This window comes from Kitasatospora sp. NPDC093102 (assembly GCF_040683915.1).
Lineage (GTDB): Bacteria > Actinomycetota > Actinomycetes > Streptomycetales > Streptomycetaceae > Kitasatospora.
On sequence record NZ_JBFBFA010000003.1, the window covers coordinates 398651 to 412691 of the forward strand.

At 72.4% G+C, this 14041-nt stretch carries 7 protein-coding genes; 4 read left to right on the forward strand and 3 right to left on the reverse strand.

The genetic code is table 11. The features are described 5' to 3' along the window. Nucleotides 1–593 precede the first annotated feature (593 nt). Nucleotides 594–3260, forward strand: coding sequence for an alpha-glucan family phosphorylase (gene glgP, locus AB0O11_RS07420; RefSeq protein WP_363382796.1), 2667 nt, complete (start codon nt 594–596; stop codon nt 3258–3260). 87 nt (nt 3261–3347) lie between these two features. On the opposite strand, the gene AB0O11_RS07425 is transcribed toward glgP, so the two are convergent. The 3 genes from AB0O11_RS07425 to glgX form a co-directional block, all read right to left on the reverse strand. Further along, the gene (locus tag AB0O11_RS07425; protein WP_363382799.1) at nt 3348–5219 is read right to left on the reverse strand and encodes an ABC transporter ATP-binding protein; all 1872 of its coding nucleotides are present in this window, start codon (nt 5217–5219) and stop codon (nt 3348–3350) included. Then, entirely contained in the window at nt 5216–7069 is a 1854-nt protein-coding gene (locus AB0O11_RS07430) for an ABC transporter ATP-binding protein (protein ID WP_363382801.1), read from the reverse strand. The genes AB0O11_RS07425 and AB0O11_RS07430 overlap by 4 nt, the downstream gene beginning before the upstream one ends. Before the next feature lie 185 nt (nt 7070–7254). Continuing rightward, nucleotides 7255–9474 carry a glycogen debranching protein GlgX gene (gene glgX, locus AB0O11_RS07435; RefSeq protein WP_363382804.1) on the reverse strand — a complete coding sequence of 740 codons (2220 nt, stop codon included), beginning with the start codon at nt 9472–9474 and terminating at the stop codon, nt 7255–7257. Nucleotides 9475–9710: 236 nt separating this feature from the next. Between glgX and AB0O11_RS07440 the strand changes: the two genes are divergently transcribed. The 3 genes from AB0O11_RS07440 (at nt 9711) to AB0O11_RS07450 (ending at nt 13883) form a co-directional block, all read left to right on the forward strand. Beyond that, a complete protein-coding gene (locus AB0O11_RS07440) occupies nt 9711–10979 on the forward strand; it encodes an Ig-like domain-containing protein (protein ID WP_363382807.1) in 1269 nt (422 codons plus the stop codon). Between the two features lie 215 nt (nt 10980–11194). Next, nucleotides 11195–12442, forward strand: coding sequence for an Ig-like domain-containing protein (locus AB0O11_RS07445; protein ID WP_363382810.1), 1248 nt, complete (start codon nt 11195–11197; stop codon nt 12440–12442). 214 nt (nt 12443–12656) lie between these two features. Next, nucleotides 12657–13883, forward strand: a complete 1227-nt coding sequence (locus AB0O11_RS07450; RefSeq protein ID WP_363382811.1) for an Ig-like domain-containing protein — start codon at nt 12657–12659, stop codon at nt 13881–13883. The last annotated feature ends 158 nt before the right edge of the window (nt 13884–14041 follow it).

Below are 14041 nucleotides of genomic sequence, written 5' to 3' on the forward strand. Positions count from 1 at the left end.
CGGGGGAGTACCGGAGGACTGCTGGGTGGGGAGGACGTGCGACCGGAGCCTGCCCGCGCCGCTGTTCCCGGCAACCTGCCCGGCGCCCGCCGAGCCGTTGGTGGGGCGCCCCTGAGCCCGTGTGCGTCCCGGCGCACGCCTCCGCGGGGCACGTCCCCGGGCGACCCGGTCCACCCGTGAACGAGCGGGCCGGGCGCGAGGACACGCGTCCGTGCGCGGCGAGCGCCGAATGGGCTAAGAAGGACGGGAACGGCCAACACGAAAAGGATTCGGACGTGCTGCTTCGCGGGGGACGCCACCCGTCGCCGGACTCCCCACAGCATCAACGACCTTCGGTCATCCTCGCACCGGTGACGAGGTTTTTGCAGCGGTACGACAGTAGTTTCGGGCCGTCTCCCGAGTGGATGAGCCATCGGAAATGGACCCGTACCGAAGAGTTCACGTATTGGTAGCGCGGGCCCTCGAAATGTGCGCCTCGCGCGCCCCCCGTGCAGACCAATGCGCCGAATGCGATCTCATCAATAGGCCGAACGGATGCCCAATAGCCCGCTTGACGCACTGTCCGGCCGACCGCCGAGGCTACGCTTCACGCCGTGAAGGCAATCCGCAGATTCACCGTCCGCACCGTCCTGCCCGAACAACTCCAGCCGTTGCACGAGCTGGCCCTCAACCTGCGCTGGTCCTGGCACCCCGAGACCAGGGACCTCTTCAGGTCCGTGGACCCGGAGGTCTGGGCCGCGACCGGCGAGGACCCGGTCCGGCTGCTCGGGGACGTCCCGGCCGCCCGGCTGGCCGCGCTCGCCTCCGACCGGCGCTTCCTGCGCAGACTCGGCGACCTCGCCGACGACTTGCGCGAGTACCTCACCGGCCCGCGCTGGTACCAGACCAGGCCGCCGTCCGACGCCGCCCCACTGCCCGCCGCGATCGCCTACTTCTCGCCCGAGTACGGCATCGCCGCCGCGCTGCCCCAGTACTCCGGCGGGCTCGGCATCCTGGCCGGCGACCACCTCAAGGCCGCCAGCGACCTCGGCGTGCCGATCATCGGCGTCGGCCTGTTCTACCGGCACGGCTACTTCCGCCAGTCCCTCAGCCGGGACGGCTGGCAGCAGGAGCGCTACCCACTGCTCGATCCGGACGAACTCGCGGTCAGCATGCTGCGAGAGGTCGACGGCACCCCCAGCCGGGTCGACCTCGTCCTGCCCGGCGGCCGCACCCTGGCCGCCCACATCTGGAAGGCCCAGGTCGGGCGGGTCCCACTGCTGCTGCTCGACTCCGACATCGAGGCCAACTCGCCCGCCGAGCGGGACGTCACCGACCGGCTGTACGGCGGCGGCAGCGAACACCGGCTGCTCCAGGAGATGCTGCTCGGCATCGGCGGCGTCCGGGCGGTGCGCGCCTACTGCCGTCTCACCGGGCACCCCGCCCCCGACGTCTTCCACACCAACGAGGGCCACGCCGGCTTCCTCGGCGTGGAACGCATCCGCGAACTGGTCGCCGAGGACCGGACCGGCCTCGACTTCGCCGCCGCCCTGGAGGCCGTCCGGGCCGGCACCCTCTTCACCACCCACACGCCCGTCCCGGCCGGCATCGACCGCTTCGACCGCGAGCTGGTCGCCCGCCACTTCGGCGGCGACGCCGCGCTGCCGGGCGTGCCGGTCGACCAGGTGCTCGCGCTCGGCGCCGAGAGCTGGCGCGACGGGGACCCGAAGCTGTTCAACATGGCCGCCATGGGCCTGCGGCTGGCCCAGCGCGCCAACGGGGTCTCCACCCTGCACGGCGAGGTGAGCCGCTCGATGTTCAACGGGCTGTGGCCCGGCTTCGACCCCGCCGAGGTGCCGATCACCTCGGTCACCAACGGCGTGCACGCCGCCACCTGGATCGACCCGGCGGTGGTCCGGCTCGGCGCGGCCGAGCTCGGCGCCGAGCGCGCCGAGGAGGCCATGACCACCGGCGAGACCCGGCGCTGGACAGGTCTGGAGAGGATCGGCAACACCGAGGTCTGGGAGCTGCGGCGCACCCTGCGGGCCCAGCTGGTGGAGGAGGCCCGCCGCCGGCTGCACGCCTCCTGGCGCCGGCGCGGGGCCGGCGAGGCCGAGCTCGGCTGGGTCTCCTCGGTGCTCGACCCCGACGTGCTCACCATCGGCTTCGCCCGCCGGGTGCCCTCGTACAAGCGGCTCACCCTGATGCTGCGCGACCCGGAGCGGCTGCGCGCCCTGCTGCTCCACCCCACCCGGCCGGTGCAGATCGTGGTCGCCGGCAAGGCCCATCCGGCCGACGACGGCGGCAAGCGGCTGATCCAGCAGATGGTCGCCTTCGCCGACGACCCGGCGGTGCGGCACCGGATCGTCTTCCTGCCGGACTACGACATGGCGATGGCCCAGCGCCTCTACCCGGGCTGCGACGTCTGGCTGAACAACCCGCTGCGCCCGCTGGAGGCCTGCGGCACCTCCGGGATGAAGGCCGCGCTCAACGGCTGCCTCAACCTGTCCGTCCTGGACGGCTGGTGGGACGAGTGGTACGACGGCCGCAACGGCTGGGCGATCCCCACCGCCGACGAGAGCGGCGGGGCGCTCGACCCGGACAGCAGCGAGGCCGAGCGGCGCGACGACATCGAGGCGGCCGCGCTCTACGACCTGATCGAGGGCCAGGTCGCCGCCCGGTTCTACGACCGGGACGCGGACGGGCTGCCGCAGCAGTGGATCGCCATGGTCCGGCACACCCTGGTCACCCTCGGGCCCAAGGTGCTGGCCGGGCGGATGGTCCGGGAGTACGTCGAACGGCTGTACGCCCCGGCGGCGCAGGCCCAGCGGGAGCTGGCGGGGCAGCAGGGCCGCGGCGCGCGCGAGCTGGCGCTCTGGAAGGCGAAGGTCCGGGATGCGTGGCCGGCCGTCCGGGTCGAGCACGTCGAGGCGGACTGCCCGGCCGAGGCGCAGGAGCTGGGCAGCTCGCTGGCGCTGCGGGTGCAGGTCGCGCTCGGGACGCTGGCACCGGGCGACGTCGAGGTGCAGGCGGTCTCCGGCCGGGTGGACGAGCGGGACCGGATCTCGGACGCCTGCCTGCTCTCCCTCAAGCCGGTGGGCGGGCCCGACCTGGACGGCCGCATCCGCTACGAGGGTTCGCTGGAGCTGTGCCGGACCGGCCCGTTCGGCTACACCGTCCGGGTGCTGCCCGCGCACCCGCGGCTGGCCTCGTCGGCCGAGCTGGGGCTGGTCGCGCTGCCGGCCGAGTCGGCCGGGATGGACGCCGGGCTGCTGCGCTGACCTCGTCGGGCGGCTGCCGTCAGCTCCGGAAGGACGGCAGCCGCCCGAGGACGTCACGGCCCGGCCGGGCACAGGCACGGGGCCCGGCTAGACCAGACTGTCCCGCCAGGCCCGGTGGAGGGCGGCGAAACGGCCGGAGCCGTCGATCAGCTCCTGCGGTGAGCCGTCCTCCACGATCCGGCCCTGGTCCATCACCAGGACGCGGTCGGCGATCTCCACGGTGGACAGCCGGTGGGCGATGATCACGGCCGTCCGGCCGGCCAGCACGGTGCGCATCGCACGCTGCACGGCCTGCTCCCCGGGGACGTCCAGTGAGCTGGTCGCCTCGTCCAGGATCAGCACCGCCGGGTCGGCCAGCAGGGCGCGGGCGAAGGCCACCAGCTGGCGCTGGCCGGCCGAGATCCGGCCGCCGCGCTTGCGCACGTCGGTGTCGAAACCGTCCGGGAGGGCGGCGATGAACTCGTACGCGCCGATGTCGCGGGCGGCCTGCTCGACCTCCTCGCGGGTGGCGCCGGGGCGGCCGATCGCGATGTTCTCGGCGACGGTGCCGGAGAACAGGAAGGACTCCTGGGTCACCATCACCACCCCGCGCCGCAGCTCGGGGGTGGCCAGGTCGCGCAGGTCCACGCCGTCCAGCCGGATGCGCCCGTCGGTCGGGTCGTAGAAGCGGGCCAGCAGCTTGGCGACCGTCGACTTGCCCGCGCCGGTCGCGCCGACCACCGCGACCGTCTGGCCGGCCGGGATCAGCAGGTCGAAGGGCGGCAGCACCTCCTTGCCCGTCCGGTAGGCGAAGCGGGTCCCCTCGAAGGAGACCTCACGGCCCTTGGGGGCCTCTCCGCCGGTCTCCGCCGGTCCGGCCTGCGGCAGCTCGACGGGCTCGGCCGGCTCGGCGACGGTCGGCTCGTGGGCGAGCAGGCCGGCGATCTTCTCCAGGGCGGCGGCGGCCGACTGGTAGCTGTTCAGGAACATCGCCAGCTGGTCGATCGGGTCGAAGAGCCGGCGCAGGTAGAGCGCGAAGGCGGTGAGCACGCCCAGCTCCAGCGCGTCGTCCACGACCAGGTAGGCGCCGAGCAGCACCACGCCGGCGGTCCACAGGTTGGCGGTGGCGCGGGAGAGGCCGACGTAGCGGGCGATCTCCAGCAGGCCGTCCGCGGTCGCGGTGGCGGACTGCCCGTTGACCACGGCGAAGGCGGCGTCGTTGGCCTTCTCCCGGCGGAAGGCCTGCACCGGGCGGATGCCGTTCATGGTCTCGGTGAAGCGGACGATCAGCGAGGCGGCCGACGTGCGCGAGCGCCGGTAGACCCGGCGGGAGCGGCGGCGGAAGGAGCGGGCGATCAGGGCCAGCGGCAGGAAGGCCGCCAGCGAGACCAGGCCGAGCTGCCAGTCCAGCGCCAGCAGCAGCACCGCGATGTAGCAGACCGACAGGAAGACCGTCAGCAGCTCCTGCAGGCCCTCGGAGAGCAGCTCGCGCAGCGCGTCGATGTCGCTGGTGGCGCGGGAGATGATCCGGCCCGAGGTGTAGCGCTCGTGGAAGTCCAGGCTGAGCCGCTGGGCGTGCCGGAAGATCCGGCCGCGCAGCTCCAGCACGATGTCCTGGTTGATCCGGGCACTGATCTTGATGAACACCCACTGCAGCACCGGGCTGAGCAGCGCGCAGAACAGGTAGGCCGCGACCACCGCGATCAGCGGGCCGGAGTCGTGCTCGCGCAGCGCCGGGATGCCGCGGTCCATCGCCACCGCGACCAGCAGCGGCCCGGACTGGAGCGCGGCCTGCTGGACCAGGATCACCACCATCGCGACGGTGATCCGGGCCCGGTGCGGGCCGAGCAGCGAGCGCAGCAGCGCCCGGGGCGCGCCCGGCGGGACGGGGATGTCCTCCTCGTCGGCGGGCGGCGCGGGCAGCTCCTCCTCGGCCGGCGCGGCGGGCTCGGCCTTCGTGGGTTCGGCGGTGGTGGTCATGCACGCCCTCCTTGCGACATGAAGGGGCCCTCGGGCACCAGGGCGGCCTCGCCCGACATGAGTTCTCGGTAGTGCGCGCAGTCGCGCAGCAGCTCCTGGTGGGTGCCGACGGCCTCGATCCGGCCGTCCGCCAGCACCGCGACCCGGTCGGCGAGCAGCACGGTGCTGGGGCGGTGGGCGACCACCAGGGCGGTGGTGGTGCCGAGGACCTCGCGCAGCGCCCGCTCGACCAGGGCCTCGGTGTGCACGTCCAGGGCGGAGAGCGGGTCGTCCAGCACCAGGAAGGCCGGGTCGCCGACCACGGCGCGGGCCAGCGCGAGGCGCTGGCGCTGGCCGCCGGACAGGCTCAGGCCCTGTTCGCCGACCTCGGTGTCCGGGCCCTGCGGGAGCTTCTCGACGAAGCCGGCCTGGGCGGTGGCGAGGGCGGTGCGCAGCTGCTCCTCGCCGGCGCCCGGGGCGCCCATCAGGACGTTCTCCCGGACGGTGGCGGAGAACAGGGTGGGCTCCTCGAAGGCGACCGCGACGAGTTCGCGCAGCCGCTGCCGTGGCAGTTCGCGGATGTCCCGCCCGTCCAGCGTGATGGTGCCGGCGGTGGCCTCGTACAGCCGGGGGAGCAGCGCGGTGAGCGTGGTCTTGCCGCTGCCGGTGGCGCCGACCAGGGCCATCGTCTCGCCGCTGCGGATGTGCAGGTCGATGCCGGTCAGCAGGTCGGGGCTGTCCTCGGGGGTGTCGGGGTAGCGGAAGCGGACGCCGGTGAAGCGGATGCCGTCCGGGGCGCCGAGCTCGGCGGCGGTGCCCGGGTCGGGGGTGTCCGGCTCGTCCAGCACCTCGAAGAAGCGGTCGGTGGCGGTGGCCGCCTCGTTGGCGTAGGCGAGCAGCCAGCCGAGCGACTCGACCGGCCAGCGCAGCGCGAGCGCCGTGGAGAGGAAGGCGACCAGGGTGCCGGCGCTCAGTTCGTCGTGGGCCACCAGGTAGGCGCCGACGGCGAGGGCGCAGCCGAGCGCGATCTCCGGCAGGCCGACGATGACCGCCCAGAGGTTGGCGAGCAGGTGCGCCTTGCGCAGCTCGGTGCGGCGCAGCTCCTGGGACTGGGCGTGGAAGCGCTCGGCCATCGAGCGGTGGCGGCCGAAGGCCTTGAGGATGCGGATGCCGAGGACGGACTCCTCGACCATGGTGGCGATGTCCCCGTTCTGGTCCTGGGCGAGCCGGGCGGCGCCGGAGTAGCCGGACTCGAAGCGCCGGGTGAGCACGAACAGCGGGACGACCGGTGCCAGGGCGATCAGCGCGAGCCGCCAGTCCTGGGTGAACATCACCACGGTGCCGGCCAGGAACATCACCGAGTTGACGATCAGGAAGACCAGCGGGAAGGCCAGGAACAGCCGCATGGTGTACATGTCGGCGGTGGCCCGGGAGAGCAACTGGCCGGAGCCCCAGCGGTCGTGGAAGGAGACCGGCAGCCGCTGGAGCTTGGCGAAGAGGTCCCCGCGCATCGCCGTCTCCAGCCCTGCCAGCGGGCGGGCCAGCACCACCCGGCGGGTGTAGAACAGCGCGGACTCGACCAGGCCGAGGAGCAGCAGCAGGCCGACCAGCGGCCAGAGGCCGGCCAGGTCGTGCTCGGCGAGCGGGCCGTCCACGATCAGGCCGAGGACCACCGGGACGGCGAGGGTGCTCAGCATGGCGAGCGTGGCGGCCGTCACCGAGACGGCCAGCCGGCCGCGGACGGCGCGGGCGTACGGCCACAGGCGCAGCAGGGATCTGACCGCGGAGTGCCGCGGCCCGGCCGGGCCGGCTCCGTCGGGTCGGGGGCTTTCCGGGGTCGGGCTCTCGGGGTCTTGTCTGTTCTCGGCCATCGCGGTGAGGGTAGGCGGAGATCCCGTCATTTCTCATCCGGTTTTTCACCCCTGACGCCGGCGTCCGGCGAGAACCGGCCACCCGAACGGGCGGAGCCCGGCGTGAAGCCGGCTCGGCGGTGACCGTGATCGCCCCCTCGCCGGCCGAGGTGCCGGTGCGCGCCCGCAGCTGACCCGGGGCGTGTCTAGGCGGAGCGGGCGGGCACGCGCAGCAGCTGCAGCGTGCGCCCGCCCAGGACGACGGCGCCCCGCGGACACGGTCCGTCCGGGTCCGCGGCGGTGTCGACCACCGTCTCCCACCCGGCCGCAGGCGCCGCCCAGGGCTCGCCGGGCAGGGTGAACACCACTGGTTCGTGGCCCGCGTTGAGCAGCAGCAGGAAGCTGTCGTCGCTGAGCGGCAGCCCGGACTCGTCCCGTTCGGACATCGCGGTGCCGGAGAGCAGCATGCCGAGACAGGCGGTCGGTGTGAACCAGTCGGCCTCGGTCATCTCTCCGCCCCGCGGGGTGAACCAGGTGAGGTCCGGCTGGCCGCCGGGGGTGAGGGCCCGGCCGGAGAAGAACGCCCGCCGGCGCAGCACCGGGTGGGCCCTGCGCAGCCGGACCAGCCGGGCGGTGAGCTCGCACAGCTCCTGCCAGGCCGGCTGCTCCAGCAGCGACCAGTCCAGCCAGCCGACCTCGTTGTCCTGGCAGTAGGCGTTGTTGTTGCCGCCCTGGGTGCGGCCCAGCTCGTCCCCGGCGGTGAGCATCGGGACGCCGGCGGAGAGCAGCAGGGTGGCCGTCAGGTTGCGAAGCTGGCGCAGCCGCAGCGAGTTGACCGCCGGGTCGGTGGTCTCGCCCTCGGCGCCGTGGTTCCAGGAGCGGTTGTCGTCGGTGCCGTCCCGGTTGTCCTCGCCGTTGGCCTCGTTGTGCTTGCGGTCGTAGGAGACCAGGTCGCGAAGGGTGAAACCGTCGTGCGCCGTCACGTAGTTGACCGAGGCGTACGGGCGGCGGCCGGCCCGCTGGTAGAGGTCGGAGGAGCCGGAGAGGCGGTAGCCGAGGTCGCGCACGTCCGGGAGGGCGCCGCGCCAGAAGTCCCGTACGGTGTCGCGGTACTTGTCGTTCCACTCGGCCCACAGCGGGGGGAAACCGCCGACCTGGTAGCCGCCCTGGCCGACGTCCCAGGGCTCGGCGATCAGCTTCGCCCGGCTGAGCAGGGGGTCCTGGGCGACGGCGGCGAGGAAGGGGTGGTCCATGTCGACGGCGTCGCCTCCGTTCGGGCCGCCGCGGGCGAGGGCGGCCGCCAGGTCGAAGCGGAAGCCGTCCACGCCCATCTCGGCGACCCAGTAGCGCAGCGAGTCGGTGATCAGCCGGATCACCTGCGGGCGGCGTGTGTCCAGGGTGTTGCCGCAGCCGGTGTAGTCGGCGTAGCCGCGCGGACGGTTCGGCGGGAGGCGGTAGTAGGTGGCGTTGTCGATGCCGCGCAACGAGAGCGCCGGGCCGAGTGCGCCGCCCTCGGCGGTGTGGTTGAACACCACGTCCAGGATCACCTCGATCCCGGCGGCGTGCAGGGCCCGGACCATCCGCTTGAACTCGCCGACCTGGCCGCCGCGGGAGCCGGAGGCGGAGTAGCCGGCGTGCGGGGCGAAGTAGCCGATCGTGTTGTAGCCCCAGTAGTTGACCAGTCCGCGGGCCTGTAGGTGGTCCTCGCTGGCGTGCTGGTGCACCGGCAGCAGCTCGACGGCGGTCACCCCGAGGCGGGTGAGGTGGGCGACGGCGGCCGGGTGGGCCAGACCGGCGTAGGTGCCGCGCAACTCCGGCGGGACGTCGGGGTGGCGCATGGTGAATCCGCGCACGTGCAGCTCGTAGAGCACCGTCTCGGCCCACGGGGTCTTCGGGCGGTGGTCGTCGTACCAGTCGTCGTCATCGTGGACGACCACGGATCTGGGCACGTACGGCGCGGAGTCGCGGTTGTCCCGGACGGTGTCGGCGACATCCGCCTCGGGCCAGTTGCGGACGGCGGAGCAGGCGGCGTCGTGCGAGGTGTAACAGCCGTCGACGGCACGGGCGTACGGGTCGAGCAGTAGCTTGGCCGGGTTCCAGCGGGCGCCGGTCCACGGGTCCCAGCGGCCGTGCACGCGGAAGCCGTAGCGGGTGCCGGGGCGCACGCCGGGGAGGAAGCCGTGCCAGACCTGGAAGTCCTGCTCGGTGAGGCGGTGCCGGCTCTCCCGGCCGTCCTCGTCGAACAGGCACAGCTCGACGGCCTCGGCGCCGGCCGCCCAGAGCGCGAAGTTGGTGCCCCGGTGGCCGAGCCGGTCGGTGCGGTAGCGGGCGCCGAGCGGCTGCCAGCTGCCGGGCCACGGTGGCTCGGTGGGGTGCGGGTGGCCGTGCGGCCGTACCCCGGCTTCCAGCTCCTGCCCTGACGCCATGGCCGTACCCTCCCTGGGCGGGGTGTTCCGGACTCCGTTCACCTTCTCTTTCCCGGATTGTGCAGATCGGAAGCCGTTGAACGGGGGCTTACCGGCGGATGGCGGCCAGGGGGCCGGGGGTTCGGGGGTCCGGGCTCCCGGGAGGGCGGGGGCGGCCGCTCCGGGGGCGGCGTGTCTTCGCCGGGACGCTTCTCGTTGTTCCGGGCGTCGGACGTGAACAGTGGGAGGGCCCCGGGATGCGGCGCCGAGGACGGGTGTGGGCGCGGGGCGTGGCGGCGGTGGCCTGCTGCCTGGCCGTCCTGACGGGCTGCGGCAGCGGAGGGCCCGCGATGGTGCCGGACGGGGACGCGGCCACGGGCGGTGCGCACGCCGCGCCGTCGTCGTCCCGGGCGGTGCTCACCGTGCAGCCGGCCGACGGTGCGCAGGACGTGCAGTCGGAGGGCGCGGTCCGGGTGCACGTCGCGCAGGGGCGGCTGGTCTCCGTCCGGCTGGCCGACGCCAGGGGCACCGAGGTGCCCGGCACGATCGGCCCGGACGGCAGCGGCTGGACGCCGGACGGCCCGCTGGCGCTCGGCACCGCGTTCACCCTGGACTCCGTCGCCGAGGACGACCGGGGTCAGAAGGCGGCCCAGCACACGGCGTTCACGACCGTCGCCCGGGCGCACACCTTCGTGGCCTTCTTCACCCCGGAGGACGGCTCCACGGTCGGTGTCGGCATGCCGGTCTCGCTGCGCTTCAGCCGTCCGATCACCGACCGGGTGGCGGTGGAGAAGGCCGTCCAGGTCACCGCCGACCCGCCGGTGCCGGTGGCCGCGCACTGGTTCGGCGGCCAGCGGCTGGACTTCCGCCCGCAGCGGTACTGGGCGGCCGGCACCAGGGTCACGGTGGCGCTGCGGCTCAAGGACGTGCAGGGTGCGCCGGGGGAGTTCGGCAGCCAGAGCCGGGACCTGCACTTCACCGTCGGCCGGGCGCAGGTCTCCACCGTCGACCTGGACGCCCACACCCTGACCGTCCGGTCCGGCCAGGGCGGCAAGGTGGTCCGGGTGCTCAAGGTCTCCGGTGGCAGCCCCGAGCACTCCACCTACCGGGGGGTGATGGTGGTGTCGGAGAAGTACAGGGTGACCCGGATGAACTCGCAGACCGTCGGCATGGGCGACGAGTACGACATCCAGGACGTCCCGCACGCGATGCGGCTCACCACCTCCGGCACCTTCGTGCACGGCAACTACTGGGCGGACCCGAGGGTGTTCGGCGCCGCCAACACCAGCCACGGCTGCATCGGGCTGGTCGACGCCAAGGGCGGGGCGAGCAAGGACTCCCCGGCGGGCTGGCTGTTCGAGCACACCATCCCGGGGGACGTGCTGGAGGTGAAGGCCTCGTCCGGGGACGTCGTGCCGCCGCAGAACGGGCTCAACGGCTGGAACGTGCCGTGGGAGCAGTGGGTGGCCGGGAGCGCGCTGCGCCGGGCGCCGTCCTCCGGGGCCGTCGGGTCGGCCGCACCGTAAGGGCCCTTCTGTGCCGTAAGGGCTCTTCCGCCCGTTCCGTCCGGCTTTACGGCTTCTTCACCTGCCGTCAACCTGACTCCTCTCAGGTTTCACTCGGGAGGCTTAGTTATCCTGCTCCGGCGCGTCCGGGGTCCGGCCGGAAAGATCGGCCGGACGGTGCAACTCATGGGGGCACTCAACGCGTCAAGTGAGTGGATACCGGGAGGGGAGAAACCGTGAAGACGGGTACGACGGCCGGCGCAGCGATACGCACCGCCAACCGCTACGGGCGCAGGAGTGCGATGGCGCTGGTCATGGGTGGGGTGCTGCTGCTCACCGCGGCCTGCAACGACGACAAGGGCGGCGGTTCCGGCGGTTCGGGGGGCGGCAACGCGGCTTCCGCGCCGGCGGCGGACGCGGGCGGCTCGGCGACGCCGAAGACCTCGGCGGCGGTGCTCGCCGTCGAGCCGAAGGACGGCGCCCAGGACGTCGCGCCGAACGGGCTCCAGGTGTCCGTCTCCAACGGCAAGCTGAGCACGGTCGAGGTGACCGACAAGGACGGCAAGCCGGTCGAGGGTGCGATCACCCCGGACGGCACCGGCTGGAAGCCCGCGGGGGCGCTCGCGGTCGGCATGGCGTACAAGGTGAACGCGCAGGCCAAGGACGGCGAGGGCCTGGTGGCCGCGTCCACCACCTCGTTCACCACGCTGACGCCGGAGAAGAAGATCTCCACCAACGACAACATCAGCGACGGTGCCACCTACGGCGTCGGCATGATCGTCTCGGTGAACTTCAACAAGGACGTCAAGAACAAGGAAGCCGTCGTCAAGGGCATCACCATCGAGTCCAGCAACGGCACCGTGGTCAAGGGCCACTGGTTCGGCGACCGCCGGGTGGACTTCCGTCCGGAGCAGTACTGGGCGCCGGGCACCAAGGTGACCATCAAGTACCGGCTGAAGAACGTCGAGGTCGCCCCGGGCATCTACGGCGACGTGGACAAGGACGAGCCGTTCACCATCGGCCGGTCGATGATCTCCACCGCGGACGCCAAGTCGCACCAGATGACCGTCGAGCGGGACGGCAAGAGCACCACGCTGCCGGTCACCCTCGGCGCGGACGCCACGCCGTCCTGGGGCGGGACGATGGTGGTCATGTCCAAGGAGAAGGTCACCCGGATGAACTCGCAGACCGTCGGTCTCGGCGGCGAGTACGACATCCAGGACGTCCCGCACGCGATGCGGCTGACCACCTCCGGCACCTTCGTGCACGGCAACTACTGGGCCAGCCCGTTCGGCAAGACCAACGCCAGCCACGGCTGCGTGTCGATGCAGGACGTGAAGGGCGGCAGCGACTCCTCGGTGGCCGGCAAGTTCTTCAACGACTCGATGATCGGTGACCCGATCAAGATCGTGAACACCAAGGAGAAGACCGTCGCGCCCTCCAACGGGCTGGGCGGCTGGAACGTGGACTGGGCCAACTGGTAGGCCCTACCCCGCGGTCGGCCCGGGTACTCCGGGCCCTGCGGTGAGTCCTCCGTCGTGCGGCCCGATCCTCACCCGTTGGGGGCGGGCCGCCGCGGTTTCCGGGGCAACAGGCCCCACGAATGGCGCAACCTTTCCGGTGGCCGGGTGCGTATACCGGTCGGGTCCGTCGGGTCCACGGGGAGTTTCTCGGATTTTCTGAGGGAGGGAATCGACGTTGAGGTCGATACGCAGGGTGGTGGCCGCCGGCCTGGTCGGCGGGGCGATGACGCTGACGGCCGCCTGCGGCGGGAGCGGTGGGGGCGGCGGCAGTGCCGCCAAGGCCGACCTGGGGGCCGGCGCGGCCGGTGCCAAGCCCACGGCGGCGGCTCCCATCAACACGGTGCCGAAGGTCTCCAAGGCCGCCGTCAGCATCGAGCCCAAGGCCGGCTCGGTGGACGTGGCGCCGAACGCGCTCAAGATCGGCGCGACCGGGGGCAAGCTCACCACCGTCAAGGTGAACGACAAGGCCGGCAAGGAGGTCCCCGGCACGATCTCCGCCGACGGCTCCTCCTGGACGCCCACGGCCGGCCTTGAGGTGGGTACCGCCTACCAGGTCAGCGCGATGGCCGCGGACGCCGACGGCGCGGTCGCCACGGTGGACAGCAACTTCAGCACGCTGACCCCGACGGCGCTCGCCAAGGCCGCCGACAACGTGGACAACAACGCCACCTACGGCGTCGGCATGATCGTCTCGGTGAACTTCAGCAAGGACGTCAAGAACAAGGACGAGGTCGCCAAGGGCATCAGCTTCGAGACCGACAACGGCACCGTGGTCAAGGGCCACTGGTTCGACAGCCGTCGGCTCGACTTCCGTCCGGAGCAGTACTGGAAGCCCGGCACCAAGGTGGTCGTGCACTACCGGCTCAAGAGCGTGGAGATCGCCCCCGGGGTGTACGGCGGGGACCGGGACGAGCCCTTCACGATCGGGCGGTCCCAGATTTCGACGGTTGACGTTGCCGCACACAAGATGACGGTCGTACAGGACGGCACGTCCAGCGACATCGACATCAGCGCCGGCTCGCCCGAACACCCCACCTGGAACGGGACGATGGTGGTCATGTCCAAGGAGGGCGTGGTGCGGATGCAGTCCAGCACCATGCCCGGCATGACCGGCGCGCCGTACGACCTCCAGGTCCCGCACTCGATGCGGCTCACCGACTCCGGCACGTACGTGCACGGCAACTACTGGAGCAAGAGCAGCACCTTCGGCGAGGACAACGTCAGCCACGGCTGCGTGGGCCTCAAGGACGTCGAGGGCGGCGGCGCCGGCACCTCGATGGGCAAGTTCTACGACGGCTCGCTGATCGGCGACGTGATGATCGTGAAGAACTCGACCAAGAAGGAGACGCTCGACCCGGCGAACGGGCTGAGCGGCTGGAACGTGCCGTGGAGCAACTGGTAACCGGCTGCTGAGGGGGAGCGGGGTCAACCCGGGCTTGACGGAAGTCGGCCCGGGTCGACCCCGTCTTGCTTCCGGCATATGCCGAATCGCGGAGATCGTTTGCTCATTGTCCGTACGCGGCTGCTTGCGTTCCGCAATGATGGTCCGCATGGCGGGTT